Here is a 14,509-nt window from a genome sequence, read left to right as displayed (position 1 = left end):
CGCTGGCATGGGCTTCGAATTTCTTGAACGGCGCGCCCAACGCTCAGGAAACCCTGACCAAGGGCGTGACCGCGGTGCCGCCGAATTCGGCAAGCACGGTCTCGCCGCCGACCGCCGTCTGGCCGACCGCGACGCGCGGCACGGCGCCCGACGGCAGGAAGACGTCGACGCGCGAGCCGAAGCGGATCAGGCCGAAACGCTCGCCTATCGCGATAGTACCGCCGGCCTCGGCCCAGCAGACGATGCGGCGCGCCACAAGGCCGGCGATCTGGACGGCGGCAATGGTGCCATTGGGGCTGTCGATGACCAGGCCGTTGCGCTCGTTCTCCGCGCTTGCCTTGTCGAGCTCGGCATTGAGGAATTTGCCGGGCTTGTGCTCGATGCGCGTGATCCGGCCGCGCACCGGAGCGCGGTTGATGTGGCAGGAAAACACATTCATGAACACCGAGATCCGGGTCATCTCGCCGGAGCCCAGCCCGAGCTCGCTCGGCGGCACGGCGGGGCCGACCGCCGAGACCACGCCATCGGCCGGGCTCACCACCAGCCGGTCGTCGACCGGGGTGACGCGCTCGGGGTCGCGGTAGAAATAGACGCACCATGCGGTGAGGATCAGTCCGATCCAGAACAGGACCGAGGAGAAATAGCCGAGGAAGAGCGTGGCCGCGGCGAAGGCGGCGATGAAGGGGTAGCCTTCGCGATGGATCGGAACGAACGTATTCTTGACCGAGTCGAGAAGCGTCATAGGGCTTGGGGCGGTCCCTGTTTCAGGTTGCGCCTCAATAGCGGAAAGCCCCCCTCCCCGCAACGCAACAATGGGGGAGGCAGCAACGCCGGCGTGCAAGCCTAAATTTTGCTCCGGGTGTCGGAACTCGGCTCCGTCGCGCGTCCTTGGCGAGTGGACACCCAGGGAGCCCGCCAAATGCCTTCGCAGAAACCGTCTGCAATGAGTGCCAATATCATCACCGAAGGCCTCGCCTTCGGCGAGTCTCCGCGCTGGCATGACGGCCGCCTCTGGCTCTGCAACTGGGGCACCGGCGAGATCGTCGTGCTAGACGAAAATGGCCGGAGCGAGTTGATGCTTACCGTCCCGGCTGTCCTGCCCTATTCGATCGACTGGCTGCCGGACGGGAGGCTTCTGGTGGTCTCGGGACGGGAAGGCCTGCTGCTGAGGCAGGAGGCAGGCGGGACGCTCGTCACCCATGCCGATCTGAGGCATCTGTCGAAGAACCCCTGGAACGAAATCGTCGTCGATGGGCGCGGCAACATCTATGTCAATGGCGGCGGGCCGGCACCGGCGCCGGGCGAGCATTTCGGACCGGGCACGATCGTGCTGGTCGCAGCGGACGGCAGCGTGCGGCAGGTCGCCGAGGATATCGCCTTTGCCAACGGCATGGCGGTGACGCCGGACAATCAGACGCTGATCGTCGCTGAATCCCACGCCAACCGATTGACCGCCTTCGACATCGCCGAAGATGGGAGCCTTTCCAAGCGGCGCGTCTGGGCCGATCTCGGCAACGACTATCCCGACGGGATCTGCATCGATGCCGAAGGCTGTGTCTGGTATGCCGACGTGCCGAACCGCCACTGTGTCAGGGTTCGCGAGGGCGGCGAGAAAATCGACAGGGTCGAGGTCGATCGCGGCTGCTTTGCCTGCATGCTGGGCGGCTCCGACGGCAGGACGTTGTTCATCGCCGCCGCCGAATGGCGCGGGTTCGGAAACATGGTGAGCGACGCCCGCACCGGCCAGGTGCTGAGCGCCGCTGTTTCGGTGCCCGGAGCCGGGTGGCCTTCCTATAGTTCGGGCACGCGCCGATAGTTGGCTATGTCGGCCTTGACGCCGAGGCGGGCGATCGTTTCCTGCGCGCTGAAGGCGATGCGCTCGTGCGCTGCCTTGACGATCGGCACCACCCTGTCGACCGCGGCCTGGTTTTCCCATTCGACCATGGTGACAAGGTTGAACTCGCCGGGGCCGGAAAATTGCTCAAGCAGGAAGTCCTGCACGAAACCCTCCTGCTGACGCAGCAGTTCATGCGTCATCCTGGCCTTGCTGAGGATTTCGTCGCGCGCTTGCGCCGGCACGACGAATTTGTCGACCCGGAACACGCTACCGGTGCGGTGATTGTTGGTGCTCATTTTCATCCATCTCCGATTTGGAAGGTTTGCCTGGCAGGTGGCTCGGAGGTTGGTTTGCAAGCTCAAGATAGGTTGAGGTCAAGGGGGAATTTGGCGCCGACTTTACCTTCTCCCCTTGTGGGAGAAGGTGGCCGAGCGAAGCTCGGTCGGATGAGGGGTGTTGGAAGAGGTGAGACGTGGGCGTTCCCTGGAACACCCCTCAACCGTCTCGGCGCTGCGCGCCGATCCACCTTCTCCCACAGGGGGAGAAGGTGAACAGGCACTAGCTCACCTCCGACGTCCTTCTCCTCACAATCACCCCAAGCTCGTCGCCCTCGCGCGCGATGCGCAGGCGCTCCTCGGCTTCGGTCGCCTCGCGCTGGCGGTCCCACATCGAGGCGTAGAGGCCGTGCTTGGCAAGCAGCGCCGCATGGGTGCCGCGCTCGGCGATCTGGCCGTCCTTCAGCACGATGATCTCGTCGGCCGAAATCACCGTAGACAGCCGGTGGGCAATCACGATCGTGGTGCGGCCCTTGCTGACCAGGTCGAGCGCTGCCTGGATCTCCTGCTCGGTCTGGGTGTCCAGCGCTGAGGTCGCCTCGTCCAGCATCAGGATCGGGGGCGCCTTGAGGATGGTGCGGGCGATCGCCACGCGCTGCTTCTCGCCGCCCGACAATTTCAGCCCGCGCTCACCGACCATCGACTTGTAGCCCTCGGGCAGCTTCTGGATGAACGGGCCGATCTGGGCGAGCTCGGCCGCTTTGCGCACCTCCTCCTCGCCGGCGCCGACACGACCGTAGCGTATGTTGTAGGCGATGGTGTCGTTGAACAGCACGGTGTCCTGCGGCACCATGCCGAGCACCGCCCGCAGGCTCTCCTGCGTGACGTCGCGGATGTCCTGGCCGTCGATCAGCACCTGGCCGCCCTGAACGTCGTAGAAACGGAACAGCAGCCGGGAGATGGTCGACTTGCCGGCGCCGGACGGGCCGACGATGGCCACGGTCTTGCCGGCCGGCACCTCGAAGGAGACGCCTTTCAGGATCTTGCGGCTGGGATCATAGGAGAAATGCACGTCGCGGAATTCGACCTTGCCGGGCCCGACCTTCAAAGGCCTGGCATCCGGCTTGTCGACGATCTCCTGGGGCACGTCGAGCAGGTCGAACATATGCTCGATATCGGTCAACCCCTGCCTTATTTCGCGGTAGATGAAGCCGATGAAGTTGAGCGGCACCGAAAGCTGGATCAGCATGGCGTTGATGAAGACGAAGTCGCCCACCGTCTGCCTGCCGGCCTGCACCTCCAGCGCCGACATGCACATGACGATGACCGTGCCGAGACCGAAGATGAGGCCCTGGCCGAAATTCAGCCAGCCGAGCGATGTCCAGGTTTTCGTCGCGGCGAGCTCGTAGCGTGCCATCGAGCGGTCGAAGCGCTCGGCCTCCATGTGCTCATTGGTGAAATATTTGACCGTCTCGAAGTTGAGCAGCGAGTCGATCGCCTTGGTGTTGGCGTCGGTGTCGCTGTCGTTCATGTCGCGGCGGATCGAGATGCGCCAGTCGCTCGCCTTGACGGTGAACCAGACATAGAGGCTGACGGTGACGGCGACCACGGCGACGTATTTCCAGCCATAGGTGAAGGCAAATATGCCGGCCGTCAGCGCGAATTCGAGGATGGTCGGCGCGGTGTTCAGCATGATGAAGCGCACGATGGTCTCGATGCCCTTGGTGCCGCGCTCGATGATGCGCGACAGGCCGCCGGTGCGGCGCTCGAGATGGAAGCGCAGCGACAGCTGATGCATGTGGACGAAGGTGCGGAAGGCGAGCTGGCGCACCGCATACTGGCCGACACGGGCGAACAGCGCGTCGCGCAGCTGGTTGAAGCCGAGCTGGATCAGGCGCAGCACGTTATAGGCGATGACCAGCGCCACCGGCGCCAGCAGGAAGGATGGCAGCGGCGGCGGTGTCTTCGAGCCATGGGCCAGCGCATCGGTCGCCCATTTGAAGAAATAGGGGCCGGCGACCAATGTGACCTTGGCGACGACCAGAAGCAGCGTCGCCCAGGTGACGCGGGCTCTGAGATCGGCGCGGTCGGCCGGCCACATATAGGGCCACAGATTGCGCAAAGTGGTGAGGGTGCCGGCTTCGGCGGATACGGTCTTTTCGGCCACTAGTCTTGCCTTATGGGTGAGAGGCTGGGGCAGCAGGAGTTGACGAGCTGGGTGAGCGAAGCGGAGACGCCCGCAAGCGCGGCGTGGTCGACCGCGTAGCGCGAGCGCTGGCGGTCGGTCTCGAAGCGGACGAGTCCGGCCTCGACCAGTATCTTCAGATGCTGCGAAACGGTCGACTGTGCGAGATCGAGGTGATCGACCACCTCACGGCAGGAGCAGCAGCGGCTGGCCGAGAGATGTTTCAGGATCTCGATGCGCGCCGGATGCGACAGCGCCGCCAGCCGCGCGGCAATGGCACGGCTTTCGGTGCAGCGGGTCTCGGGGGATTCGGACATCGTTCATCGGCGATAGACGATGAACGGTGAGAGGGCAAGCTAGGCGCATGGGTAGATTTGTTGAAGGAGATCGCAGCCCTCTCGTTCGTCATTCTAGGGCGTAGCGACGCGAAGCGTCGCGTAGACCCTAGAATCCATGCCGGGACGTGCGCGCGAGATGCCGCGATCGAGAATGGAACTCCGTAGGATGCCTGAAAAAGACAGGTCTGCACCGTGGCATCGCCTTTATGTCACGGCATGGATTCTAGGGTCTGCGCGCGTCGCTTTGCTCCTTGCTCCGCCCTAGAATGACGAAGTGCCTCACTCCGTCTTCGCCGGCGCGGCTGTCATCTGCTCGCCCATGGCCTTCATGTCGGCGGCCTCGCCTTCCTTCGAAGTCGAGGGCACCTTGAACACCTGGCCTGGCCAGATGCGATCGGGATCGCGGATCTGGTCCTTGTTGGCCAGATAGATCGTCGAGAAGCGCGTGCCATGGCCGTAGACGCGGCGCGAGATGCGCCAGAGCGTGTCGTTGCGGCGGATGATGACGGAGCTGTCGGCATGTTCGAGCTTTGGCGCGACCGTTTCGGGCACGTCGGTCGAGGGCGTCGCCTCGGCAACCTTGGCAGCGCCCCCGGCGGCCGGGGCGGGCTTGGCCGCTTCGGCCGTTGCTGTGTCGGTCGTGATTTCGGCGGTCTTGGTCTCGGCCGGCTTGGCCTCGGCCGGCTTTGTCTTGCTTGGGGCGACGGCGGCGACCGACGCGCCGGCCTCGCGCTCGAACGGGACGGCAGCGCGGGCGACGACCTTGACGCCGTCATTGTCCAGGCCGTCGACATGGATAGTGTAGCTGCCGACCGGAATGTCGCGCGTCGCTTCGATCAGGAAATGCCCGTCGGCCGAAGTCTTGGCGTCGCCGAGCAGGATGGCGTCGGCATAGGCGCGCACCTTGCGGCCGGGATCGGCCGTGCCGGCGACGAAGATCTTGCTGCCGTCGATTTCGACCGCTTCGACCGCGATCTTGGGCTCCGCCGCGGCGGCCGCAGCCGGCGCGGTCGCTTGGTCTGTGGCGGCCGGCGCGGTCGCGGCCGGCGCCGAGGCCGTGCCCGATGCCGCCGGCGCGGTCGGTGCCTGGGTCGCAGGCGCCGCTGCCTGATCGGTCGCGGCCGGCGCCGCCGGCTTGCTCTCAGTCTCAGGAACGGTGATCAGTTGCGAGGCCTTGCCCGGCTCCTCAACCATGGCCAGCACCTGGCCGGTCGGGCTCTGCGGCACCGACACGACGGCGGTCTGGGCCGAGGCAACGGCAATGCCGCCAACCGTCTGGCGCAGCGTGATCGTATAGTCGCCGGGCTTCAGCGGATCGTCGAGCACGATGGCGAAGGCGCCGTCGGGTCCGGACTCGGTCGAGCCGAGCACCGTGCCGCCATTCAAGATCTCGACCTTGGCGTTGGGCGCGGCGCTGCCGGCGACGACGATCGAGCCATTGCCCTCGACGCGCACGACATCGAAGGTCGGCAATGTCGGGCCGGCGGCGGGCGCCTGGGCGGCCGGCGCCATCTTATTGGCGGGCGCCATGGTGTTGGCTGGCGCCATCGTGTTCGCCGGAGCCATTGTGTTTGCCGGAGCCTGGGGCACGCGCGCCTCTGTGCCGGTGCTCGAGGATTCAGCCGGTTTCGCATCGGTCTGCGGCAGCACCGCGACCTGCGCCGGCTTCTGGTCGTTGATATAAGGGTCGAGCGCGCCCGAGCCGTAGGCGACCGCCACGACGGCGACAACGCCACCCGCCGCGAACAAAAACGCCTTAGAAGGATTGATCGCCATAATTCCGTATTGCCCCCTTAGCCACCTAACGCCCGGTCTAGCGTGTTTTCCCGAGTCCGACAAGAAAAAGCCCGTCCGCGGGCTTGACCCGGCCGACCGTCCCCATCACCAATCATCGCCATGAACACGATTCGATCCGTCTGCGTCTATTGCGGCTCGTCTCCGGGCCGCGACGAGGCCTATATCAAGGCCGGCCACACACTTGGCCGCTCGCTTGCCAAATCCGGGTTGCGCCTCATCTATGGCGGCGGCACCAAGGGCATCATGGGCGCTGTCGCCGACGGCGCGCTCAAGGCCGGCGGCAAGGTCACCGGCATCATCCCGCGCTTCCTGATCAACAAGGAGGCGACCGAGACCGCGCTCGACAAGCTCGACGAACTCTTGATCACCGACAACATGCACGAGCGCAAGCACAGCATGTTCGAGAAATCCGACGCCTTTGTGGCGCTGCCGGGCGGCATCGGCACGGTCGAAGAGATCGTCGAGATCATGACCTGGGCGCAGCTCGGCCACCATCGCAAGCCGATCGTCTTCGCCAACGTCAAAGGTTTCTGGGACCCGATGCTGACGCTGATCGAGCATATGTCCGAGGAAGGCTTCATCCACACCGCGCATAAGGTGAAGCCACTGGTGGTTGACGACCCGGAAGCGATCGTCGCCGCCATCATGGTGGCGGGCTCGTCGGTCGACGCGCCGACTGAAGGGGTGCAGTCGGTGATCGACAAAATGTAGGCAATAGGGATTGGGCAGTAGGCAATAGCGAAAGACGACCCCTACTGCCTACTGCCTACTGCCTACTGCCTACTGCCTACTGCCTACTGCCTACTGCCCTCCTCAAATCCGCAATCGCCGCCCTCCGATCATTGCGCCGCCAGGCAAGGTGGATCTCAACGCTGCGCTTGAACCAGAACAGGTCCCGGAAGACGATGCCGGGAGGCGCGGTCGAGCGCAGGCTTTCCTGTACCGTCGCCAGCCCCAGCCCAGCGCTGACCAGGCCAAGCGAGGTCAAGGGATCGGCCGTCTCATAGGCGATATCGGGCATGAAACCGGATTCGGCGCAGGCCACCAGGAACTGCGCGCGGTTGGTGTCGCCGGGCTGGCGCACGACTGTGATCCAAACGCGGCCGTCGAGATGGCGGGGCGCGATGTCGGCGACATCGGCGAGCGGATCGCCTTCCGGCATTGCCAGAACCAACGGCTCGCGCCGCACCAATATGCTCTCGATATTCGGATCGCCTTGCGGCGCCGGCGCATAGACGAAACCGAGGTCGAGGACGCGCTGCCTCAGATCTTCGAACTGCGCAGCCGTCCGCCGGCTGCGCAACTGTAGATGAAAATCCGGCCGCGCGCGGCGAAAATCCCGCAGCATGTCCGCGATCAGCCCCGCATGCACCGCGCCTTCGACATAGCCGATGGCGAGGCTGCCTGTGGCGCCGCTGGCAAGGTTGCGGCCGAGCTCTTCCAGCCGCGCAGCATTGGCAAGCAGCGCTCGGGCTTCGGCAAGAAAGGCCCTGCCTTCGGCATTGAGGTGGACACGCTGCTTCGCCCGCTCGAACAAGGCGACACCGAGCTGTTCCTCGAGCTGGATGATCTGCCGGCTCAAGGGCGATTGCGAGATGTGCAACTGCTCGGCGGCACGGCCGACATTGCCGGCCTCAGCCACGGCCACGAAATATCTGATCTGACGCAGGTCGAGCATTTTTACCCTCCCCCACTCAAGTCCTCAAAGGTCTTAATTTTAGCCTAATCAGTCTTGGACAGTCTGACCAGCGGGAGCGATACCTCCAGCATCAACCGGCCACCAAGGAGATCGCCATGCAGTTCTTTGCCCTTCTCACCCGCAACACTCAGAAGTTCGGTGACGCCGACTTCGCGCCGCTGCTGCCGCCCGAATCCGAACAGCGCAAGACGCTCTACGTCCAAGGCGCCGTGCGCCAGATCTGGAACCGCGGCGACGTTCCCGGCAGCGGCATGATGTTCGAGGCGGCAGACGAAAAGGAGGTGCGCGGCCACCTTGCCACGCTGCCGCTGATCGAGGCAGGCATGATGGACATCGCGGCCATCGTGCCGCTCAACCCCTATCCCGGTTTCGGGCCGAAGCGGTAAAGCAGCTGCGGCGGCCCACCTGTCAGCCTACCCGCGACCGAAAAGACGACTGAAAAGCCCGGGGCGCGCGCCGCTGTAGCGCTCGGGCAGAGGGCGGGTGAGCAGGAACTGTTCGTGGCCTTCGACGGTCTCGGTACCGCGATAGCTGCATTGCAGCGACCTTGCCAGCGGAACGATTTCCTTCAGCACGGAGCCGAAACCCTCGCCGTCGATCGGCACGTCCTTCGCCATCCTTAGCTCACGCGAGACTATCTCCAGACTCAAGAAGCGGTAGCCGCGCTTTTCAAGTTCGGCGCGCAGCTTCGCCAGAGAAGGCTCGGCGCCCCAGAACTCGAAGCGTGTCGGCCGGATGCGGGCATCCGCGGCGACTTCCAGCCGGAGGTCGCCTATCGCCTCGGCGGGAAGGATGAGCGGCGCCAGCGCGGCAAGCGAATGCTGTTCCAGCGTGAGCGGAAAGGCCAGCGCCTCAGCGGTCTTGCCAGCTATCCGTTCGAAACCGGCAATGTCTTCGGTCGTAAAATAGAAATCGCGGCCGCCCTCGCCATGCTGTTCGGCGATATAACAGGCTGGGCAGTTTGCGGCAGCCAGATCCTGGCAAAGCTTTTCGAGGAAAGCGTAGCTTCGCTGCGATCCCTCGGGCGTCAGCAGAGCGTCTCGCGCCGTCAACTCGTCTGCGCGTGGCGCGAGCTTCAGGCGCAGGATCGGCAGCGAGGCGGCGGCCCGCAGCAGCGCCATGTTCACCCGCGTATGGATGAAGAGCTCGCCGCCATCGGAGCGGTAGCGTACCAGGGCGCGATGCGGTTCGGCCTCGCGGATGACCTCTTCCGTCTCATCGTTCGAGACCTGTTCGCCGGTGACCGGAAATTGAAGCAAAGTCATGCGATTGCCCCCAAATCGCGTTGATCGAGCCATCCTGCCAGTTTGTTGCGACCTAGCCTAGATGCCTCACGGCCAGGCGTCCTGCATCGCATTCAGAGACAGCCACGCCATCGCGGGAAGCGCGACGAGCAGCGCCAGCCGCATCCCCGCGGATCGCGCTTGGTCCGGCTCGTGGCGCTGAAACCGGCGCCAGATCTGGAATGCCGCGGCGAGAATGAGCAGCGCATAAAAGCCGGCGAGCACCCACAGGGCTGTCTGGCCGGATATCGCAATCCCGTTTTTCTCGAGCACCTTGCCGGTCAGCATCACCGGCCCGGCAACGAAGAAGGCAATGGCAATGCCGAACAGGAAGCCGATCATGGCGCCCAGGAACGATGTGGCCGACAGTGCCACAAGCACCGCCATCAGGACGAGCAGAGTGATGAACGCGCGCTGGCTCATGGCCACACCCCCGATCGAATGCCCCGGAATCTATCAGTCTGGCCTTAGTTGCGCGTAACAGTTGGAATCCTTGCCAGCGCAGTCGGACGGGCCTCCCTTGCCGGCAACGGAACCGTCGCTATTGTCGGCGGCTATCCGAAACAGAGGCGAAAACTTCCATGAAACTTGGCTTTGTCGGCACGGGCGCGTTGAGCTCGGCCATTGTCGCCGGGCTGAAATCGCTGCCGGGGGAGACGACGCCGGTGGTGGTCTCGCCGCGCAACGAGGCGATAGCCGCCGAGCTTGCCGCGCGTTATCCGGACGTGCGCATCGCTACCGACAACCAGGCCGTGCTCGACGACTGCGACACCGTGATGCTGGCGGTGCGGCCGCAGATCGCGCGCGAGGTGCTGAAGGAACTGCGGTTCCGGCCGGACCATCACGTCGTCAGCCTGATCGCCACCGTGTCGCGCGAGGAGATCGCCGCGCTTGTCGCGCCAGCGGCACAGGTGACGAAAGCCCTGCCCATGCCGATGATCGCCCGGCTGCAGGGCGCGACGATCATCTGCCCGCCGGACCCGATGGCGGCGGCGTTCTTCGGCAGGCTGGGCGGGGTGATCGAGGTCGAGGACCAAAGCGAGTTCGATGCGCTGAGCGTCGTCACCGCGACCTATGCCAGCTATTTCAAATATCTCGACACGATCCACGCCTGGGTGCGCAGCCAGGGTGTTTCGGGCGACAGGGCACGCGACTACATCACCAGCATCTTCAAGGCGCTGGCCAATGCGCCGGATACGGCGCCGGACGAAGATTTCATGCATCTTGCGCAGGACTATGCGACGCGCGGCGGCATCAACGAGCAGGTGCTGCGCGAGCTGACCGAGCGCGGAACATTCGATGCCTTCGCGGACAGCCTAGAGCGGGTTCATCGGCGCATTGCGGGGAAGTAGCCGGAGGACCCAAGCGGCGATTGCCGATCACTCAGCCGGCAGCATCCGCGGCGACGGCCTCGGCGCGCTGAGCCGGTCGCCAAGCCCGACCGCTCGAACAACGCCAACTCTGCCGCGGCTTGTCATCGCGCATGCGCTTCTCCACGATTGCGGCATACGGCTCCCAAGAACCGCTAGGATCATGAGATGAGTGACACTATCCCCGCCATCGACATCGCGCCGCTGTTCGGCCCGACTTCGCCCGCACGCGACGGGGCCGACCGCCAGATCTTCACTGCTGCCTCCGGCATCGGCTTCATGACCGCGCGCGGCTTTCCGGGCGCGGAGCTTCTGACGCGCGAGCGGCGCGGCGAGCTCCTGAAAATCTTCGATTTGCCGGATGCGGAAAAGCGGAAGCTGCTGCGCTGGAATTTCGACCCGTCGAAATCGAACTATTATCGCGGCTGGTTCCCGCTGCAGCCGACCGCGGTGTCCTACAAGGAAGGCATCGACATGGGGCCGGACATCGCCCATGCCGACGCCGGGTTCGCGCCCGACGATCCGCTGCTCGAGCGCACGCCGCTTCCCGCCGAGGCCGATGTTCCAGGATGGAAGGCGGCCGCCGCGCATTACTACCGCTCGATGGAGAAGGTCGGCGCGGCGCTGATGGGCTCGATCGCGCGCAGCCTCGGGCTTGAGGACGACATTTTCGACGGCCATTTCCGGGGCGGCATCTCGACGCTCAGGCTGATCCGCTATCCGCTGCGCAGCGAGGATGGCGCGGTCGACCTGTCGAAGCCTGAATATTGGGTCATGCACAAGGGCGAGCGGCGGCTGGTCATCGGCCGTGAGCATGCCGATTCCGGCTTCGTGACACTTTTAGCGCAGGACGGCGTCGAAGGCCTGCAGGCCAGGAGCCATGCCGGCGAATGGATCGACGTGCCGCCCGCCGACGGCACGCTGGCGGTGAATTTCGGCCAGTTGCTGGAACGCTGGACGGGCGGCGTGGTGCAGGCGACGCGCCACCGGGTGATCGCGCCGAAGACGGCGCGTTACTCCATTCCCTTCTTCTACGAGCCGCGCGTCGACGCCGAGATCGCGCCGCTGCCGATCGAAGGCGCCAGCGACTTCGCGCCGTTTCTCTATGGCGATTATCTGTGGGAGTCGGCGACCAATTTCGTCGAGATGGCCGGCGTCAAGACTTTGCGCAAGCCAAGGCGGCCGGCCGCCGCCTGAATGCCAATGCCTGCCGAGAGCGCGGCAGAAGCTCGATGATGAAATGGCGCGGGGTGGCACAGGCGCGCAACCAGCCCAGCACCGAAGGGTCGAGGAAATTCCAGTCCTTCAGCGGGCGGAAGCGCGACCCTCGCCGAGGGCGGGTGAGCAGCAGGCCCTTGGCCGACAGGATCTTCACCGCTTCGCGCGCGGCACTTCGGCTGGCGCCGAAGCGGGCGCAGATCTCTTCCTCGCCAAGCAGCGTCGCGCCGGGCGGAAACAGCCCGCCGAGTATCTCGCGGCCGAGACTGTTGGTTATGTCATCCGTCACCGATGAGGTCTGGTTGCCCGCCATTTGTCCCGGCCCGTTCAAGTCTGCCGCCGAGTGTTACACGTGCGGGATCGACCGCACCGACTAATTGCCAGGGCGGCACAGCCCGCTTGTTAGTCCGATTTATCAGATGAATCGGTTGAATGGAGCCGGGCTTTGCTGCTAGCTGTGCGAGGAAGGATCCCGGCACCTCTGCTCAGCAACATTTGCCGCTCGCCGAGGCCCGCAAGGTCAAACTGGCCAGCGACAAATCGCAATCGATGAAGGTGCAAATTGCGTTCGACTGATTATCTCGGCCGTCTCTTCGGCCTTGAAGGCCGGCATGCCTTCGTCACCGGCGCCAGCCGCGGGCTGGGGCTCGCTTTCGCTGAGGCGTTAGCTGCTGCGGGCGCACGCGTCACAATCGGCGGCCGCAAGGCCGACGAGTTGAAGGCCGCCGGCGACCGTTTGCGCGCCGAAGGCTACACGGTGACGGAAGCGGTTATCGACGTAACCGACACGCAGTCGGTCGACGCGGCGATCGCGGCGAGCGAAGCCGGCACCGCGCCGATCGACATCCTGGTCAACAATGCCGGCATCCAGCGCCGCGCGCCTCTGGAGACCTTTTCCGATGCAGACTGGGACGCGCTGATGGCGACCAACCTCGACGGCGTGTTCAAGGTGAGCCGGGCGACGGTCAAAGGGATGATTGCGCGCGGCAAGGGCGTGATCATCAACGTGTCGTCGGTGCAGAGCGCGCTCGCCCGGCCCTCGATCGCGCCTTACGCGGCGAGCAAGGGCGCCATCACCATGCTGACCAAGTCGATGGCCGGCGAATGGGGCCAGCATGGCGTGCGCGTCAACGCCATCGCGCCCGGCTATTTCAAGACCGAGCTCAACGCAGCATTGGTCGCCGACGAGAAATTCTCCACCTGGCTCGCCGGCCGCACCCCGATGCGGCGCTGGGGCGATGTCGAAGAGTTGGCGGGCGCGGCGGTTTTCCTGGCGTCGGATGCGGCAAGCTTCGTGACGGGACAGACGCTGCTGGTGGATGGCGGGATCACGAGCGTGTTGTAGAGGCCGCCCTCACCTCACGCGGACCCGCGTCTCAAACCGGCAAGCTCGTCTCCCCCACCGACGGATGCTGCTCGACGGGCGGATCGATCTTGGTGTCCTTCGCGAACCCAGTCAGCACCCTGTCCATCGACAGCCTGCCCGAACCGGCGAGCGCCAGGATGAACATGCCGCCGGCAATGGCGAGGTCCTTCTCGAAATGCAGCAATTCGTTCTGGCTGGCGAAATTGGTGTGGAAGAGGCCGGCCGTCATCAGGCAGAACAGGCCGAGCCCGATCGCGCCCAACCGCGCCAGGATGCCGAGCGCCACCGACAGGCCGGCGCCGAGCTGCAACGCGATGGTGGCGAGAAGCAGCGGCGTGCCGACGCCGAGCGCGGCCATCGCCTTCTCAGCGCCCTCGAAATGGGTCGCCAGCTGCAGGCCTTCATGCACGAAGATCAGCGACAGCAGCAGCCGGCCGGCAAGCAGGACGACGTCGCTGGCGTGAAGTTTTTCGGCAAGTCTGATCGGTGTCATAGTCGGCTCCAGTCTTTGGAAACAGGCAGTTTGGAAAATGGGCGGTCGCCCGCGTCCATGCAGGTGCGCTTGAGATTGAAAGATCGGAGCCGGCGCGAGGGAGAGGAACGCCGGCTCCGGTTTTCGGGCGCTACCGCCGTGGCGCCCAAAAGGTGGCGAGCTCTTGCGAGCCGCCTATTTCGTCACCTTGGTGGCGATCGCCTGCTTGAGATCGGCAAGCTCCTCGCAGCCGGCCGGACAGAGCTTTTGCAGCGAGGCGAGCTGCTCACTGGCCTTGGCCATGTCGCCGGTCTCGACATAGAGCTCGCCCAGATATTCATGCGCCGCCTTGTGGTCGGGCTGAAGCTCCAGCGCCTTGGTGTAGTAGGTGAGCGAGGTCTGGTAGTCGCCGGTCTTGCGCAGCGTGAAGCCGAGCAGGTTGTAGACGTCGGCCTGCTGCGTGTCCTGCGCGAGGTCGCGCAGGTCGGCCAGCGCGCTTTGATAGTCCTTGGCCTCGATCTTGGCCTTCACCGCCGTCAGGTCCGGCGCGTCGGCGCCTTCGATGTCGTCCACGGCATAGGCCGGAACGGCGATGGCGATCGGGGCCGCCGTCAAGGCCGCAATGGCGCCGAGCACCGCGAAAAGTGCGTGTTTCATTGAGTTGTCGCC

18 protein-coding genes are annotated in these 14,509 nt (G+C 65.0%); 7 read left to right on the top strand and 11 right to left on the bottom strand.

Annotated elements, in window-relative coordinates; all coding sequences use genetic code 11:
* Nucleotides 1-43 precede the first annotated feature (43 nt).
* Entirely contained in the window at nt 44-1,000 is a 957-nt protein-coding gene (locus tag CK219_RS12085) for a phosphatidylserine decarboxylase (RefSeq protein WP_280950889.1), read from the bottom strand.
* On the opposite strand from CK219_RS12085, the gene CK219_RS12080 reads away from it, so the two are divergent.
* The gene (locus CK219_RS12080) at nt 944-1,816 is read left to right on the top strand and encodes an SMP-30/gluconolactonase/LRE family protein (protein WP_176476995.1); all 873 of its coding nucleotides are present in this window, start codon (nt 944-946) and stop codon (nt 1,814-1,816) included. The two genes, CK219_RS12085 and CK219_RS12080, sit on opposite strands and share 57 nt — an antisense overlap.
* On the opposite strand, the gene CK219_RS12075 is transcribed toward CK219_RS12080, so the two are convergent.
* The 4 genes from CK219_RS12075 to CK219_RS12060 all read right to left on the bottom strand — a co-directional run bounded on the left by CK219_RS12075 (nt 1,792) and on the right by CK219_RS12060 (nt 6,411).
* Nucleotides 1,792-2,133, bottom strand: coding sequence for an antibiotic biosynthesis monooxygenase (locus tag CK219_RS12075; RefSeq protein WP_176476994.1), 342 nt, complete (start codon nt 2,131-2,133; stop codon nt 1,792-1,794). The two genes, CK219_RS12080 and CK219_RS12075, sit on opposite strands and share 25 nt — an antisense overlap.
* Nucleotides 2,134-2,395: 262 nt before the next feature.
* Nucleotides 2,396-4,279 carry an ABC transporter ATP-binding protein/permease gene (locus tag CK219_RS12070; RefSeq protein ID WP_095766982.1) on the bottom strand — a complete coding sequence of 628 codons (1,884 nt, stop codon included), beginning with the start codon at nt 4,277-4,279 and terminating at the stop codon, nt 2,396-2,398.
* Nucleotides 4,279-4,614, bottom strand: a complete 336-nt coding sequence (locus CK219_RS12065; RefSeq protein WP_095766981.1) for a metalloregulator ArsR/SmtB family transcription factor — start codon at nt 4,612-4,614, stop codon at nt 4,279-4,281. Before CK219_RS12065 ends, CK219_RS12070 begins: the two co-directional genes overlap by 1 nt.
* Before the next feature lie 300 nt (nt 4,615-4,914).
* Entirely contained in the window at nt 4,915-6,411 is a 1,497-nt protein-coding gene (locus CK219_RS12060; RefSeq protein ID WP_095766980.1) for a LysM peptidoglycan-binding domain-containing protein, read from the bottom strand.
* A gap of 120 nt (nt 6,412-6,531) precedes the next feature.
* Here CK219_RS12060 and CK219_RS12055 point away from each other — a divergent pair, with 120 nt between their 5' ends.
* Entirely contained in the window at nt 6,532-7,143 is a 612-nt protein-coding gene (locus tag CK219_RS12055) for a TIGR00730 family Rossman fold protein (protein WP_095766979.1), read from the top strand.
* Nucleotides 7,144-7,219: 76 nt separating this feature from the next.
* On the opposite strand, the gene CK219_RS12050 is transcribed toward CK219_RS12055, so the two are convergent.
* Nucleotides 7,220-8,110 carry a LysR family transcriptional regulator gene (locus tag CK219_RS12050; RefSeq protein ID WP_095766978.1) on the bottom strand — a complete coding sequence of 297 codons (891 nt, stop codon included), beginning with the start codon at nt 8,108-8,110 and terminating at the stop codon, nt 7,220-7,222.
* A 116-nt stretch (nt 8,111-8,226) separates the two neighbouring features.
* Between CK219_RS12050 and CK219_RS12045 the strand changes: the two genes are divergently transcribed.
* Complete coding sequence (locus CK219_RS12045; RefSeq protein ID WP_095766977.1) at nt 8,227-8,517, top strand: muconolactone Delta-isomerase family protein; 291 nt, start codon at nt 8,227-8,229, stop codon at nt 8,515-8,517.
* 27 nt (nt 8,518-8,544) lie between these two features.
* Here the strand turns inward: CK219_RS12045 and CK219_RS12040 are convergent, their stop codons facing one another.
* Together CK219_RS12040 and CK219_RS12035 are read right to left on the bottom strand one after the other, a co-directional pair.
* The gene (locus tag CK219_RS12040) at nt 8,545-9,396 is read right to left on the bottom strand and encodes a hypothetical protein (protein ID WP_095766976.1); all 852 of its coding nucleotides are present in this window, start codon (nt 9,394-9,396) and stop codon (nt 8,545-8,547) included.
* Between the two features lie 66 nt (nt 9,397-9,462).
* Complete coding sequence (locus CK219_RS12035) at nt 9,463-9,837, bottom strand: hypothetical protein (protein WP_095766975.1); 375 nt, start codon at nt 9,835-9,837, stop codon at nt 9,463-9,465.
* A 158-nt stretch (nt 9,838-9,995) separates the two neighbouring features.
* On the opposite strand from CK219_RS12035, the gene CK219_RS12030 reads away from it, so the two are divergent.
* Together CK219_RS12030 and CK219_RS12025 are read left to right on the top strand one after the other, a co-directional pair.
* Entirely contained in the window at nt 9,996-10,766 is a 771-nt protein-coding gene (locus CK219_RS12030) for a pyrroline-5-carboxylate reductase (RefSeq protein WP_095766974.1), read from the top strand.
* Nucleotides 10,767-10,952: 186 nt separating this feature from the next.
* Nucleotides 10,953-11,981 (top strand): 2OG-Fe(II) oxygenase family protein, encoded by a 1,029-nt coding sequence (locus CK219_RS12025; protein ID WP_095766973.1) that lies wholly within the window; start codon nt 10,953-10,955, stop codon nt 11,979-11,981.
* Here the strand turns inward: CK219_RS12025 and CK219_RS12020 are convergent.
* A complete protein-coding gene (locus CK219_RS12020) occupies nt 11,941-12,315 on the bottom strand; it encodes a GntR family transcriptional regulator (RefSeq protein ID WP_095766972.1) in 375 nt (124 codons plus the stop codon). The two genes, CK219_RS12025 and CK219_RS12020, sit on opposite strands and share 41 nt — an antisense overlap.
* Nucleotides 12,316-12,434: 119 nt before the next feature.
* Here CK219_RS12020 and CK219_RS31645 point away from each other — a divergent pair, with 119 nt between their 5' ends.
* Both CK219_RS31645 and CK219_RS12015 read left to right on the top strand, forming a co-directional pair.
* Complete coding sequence (locus CK219_RS31645) at nt 12,435-12,578, top strand: hypothetical protein (protein WP_176476993.1); 144 nt, start codon at nt 12,435-12,437, stop codon at nt 12,576-12,578.
* Nucleotides 12,565-13,347 carry a glucose 1-dehydrogenase gene (locus CK219_RS12015; protein WP_095766971.1) on the top strand — a complete coding sequence of 261 codons (783 nt, stop codon included), beginning with the start codon at nt 12,565-12,567 and terminating at the stop codon, nt 13,345-13,347. The genes CK219_RS31645 and CK219_RS12015 overlap by 14 nt, the downstream gene beginning before the upstream one ends.
* A 31-nt stretch (nt 13,348-13,378) precedes the next feature.
* Here CK219_RS12015 and CK219_RS12010 read toward each other — a convergent pair whose 3' ends face one another.
* Together CK219_RS12010 and CK219_RS12005 are read right to left on the bottom strand one after the other, a co-directional pair.
* On the bottom strand, nt 13,379-13,861 hold the full coding sequence (locus CK219_RS12010; protein WP_095766970.1) for a DoxX family protein: 483 nt from the start codon (nt 13,859-13,861) through the stop codon (nt 13,379-13,381).
* Nucleotides 13,862-14,035: 174 nt separating this feature from the next.
* Nucleotides 14,036-14,497: a tetratricopeptide repeat protein gene (locus CK219_RS12005; RefSeq protein WP_095766969.1), complete on the bottom strand. Its 462-nt coding sequence runs from the start codon at nt 14,495-14,497 to the stop codon at nt 14,036-14,038.
* Nucleotides 14,498-14,509: the final 12 nt, after the last annotated feature.

Source organism: Mesorhizobium sp. WSM4313, assembly GCF_002294725.1.
Lineage (GTDB): Bacteria > Pseudomonadota > Alphaproteobacteria > Rhizobiales > Rhizobiaceae > Mesorhizobium.
Note: the sequence above shows the minus strand (reverse complement) of the source record. Positions and strands in the feature narration are given on the sequence as shown.

Coding starts and splice junctions, on each gene's coding strand:
- CK219_RS12040 (WP_095766976.1), bottom strand. CDS start 9,396: ATGACTTTGCTTCAATTTCCGGTCACCGGCGAACAGGTCTCGAACGAT.
- CK219_RS12050 (WP_095766978.1), bottom strand. CDS start 8,110: ATGCTCGACCTGCGTCAGATCAGATATTTCGTGGCCGTGGCTGAGGCC.
- CK219_RS12080 (WP_176476995.1), top strand. CDS start 944: ATGAGTGCCAATATCATCACCGAAGGCCTCGCCTTCGGCGAGTCTCCG.
- CK219_RS12025 (WP_095766973.1), top strand. CDS start 10,953: ATGAGTGACACTATCCCCGCCATCGACATCGCGCCGCTGTTCGGCCCG.
- CK219_RS12085 (WP_280950889.1), bottom strand. CDS start 1,000: ATGCCAGCGCGGAGACTCGCCGAAGGCGAGGCCTTCGGTGATGATATT.
- CK219_RS12005 (WP_095766969.1), bottom strand. CDS start 14,497: ATGAAACACGCACTTTTCGCGGTGCTCGGCGCCATTGCGGCCTTGACG.
- CK219_RS12045 (WP_095766977.1), top strand. CDS start 8,227: ATGCAGTTCTTTGCCCTTCTCACCCGCAACACTCAGAAGTTCGGTGAC.
- CK219_RS12030 (WP_095766974.1), top strand. CDS start 9,996: ATGAAACTTGGCTTTGTCGGCACGGGCGCGTTGAGCTCGGCCATTGTC.
- CK219_RS12055 (WP_095766979.1), top strand. CDS start 6,532: ATGAACACGATTCGATCCGTCTGCGTCTATTGCGGCTCGTCTCCGGGC.
- CK219_RS12075 (WP_176476994.1), bottom strand. CDS start 2,133: ATGAGCACCAACAATCACCGCACCGGTAGCGTGTTCCGGGTCGACAAA.
- CK219_RS12020 (WP_095766972.1), bottom strand. CDS start 12,315: ATGGCGGGCAACCAGACCTCATCGGTGACGGATGACATAACCAACAGT.
- CK219_RS12065 (WP_095766981.1), bottom strand. CDS start 4,614: ATGTCCGAATCCCCCGAGACCCGCTGCACCGAAAGCCGTGCCATTGCC.
- CK219_RS12060 (WP_095766980.1), bottom strand. CDS start 6,411: ATGGCGATCAATCCTTCTAAGGCGTTTTTGTTCGCGGCGGGTGGCGTT.
- CK219_RS31645 (WP_176476993.1), top strand. CDS start 12,435: ATGGAGCCGGGCTTTGCTGCTAGCTGTGCGAGGAAGGATCCCGGCACC.
- CK219_RS12035 (WP_095766975.1), bottom strand. CDS start 9,837: ATGAGCCAGCGCGCGTTCATCACTCTGCTCGTCCTGATGGCGGTGCTT.
- CK219_RS12010 (WP_095766970.1), bottom strand. CDS start 13,861: ATGACACCGATCAGACTTGCCGAAAAACTTCACGCCAGCGACGTCGTC.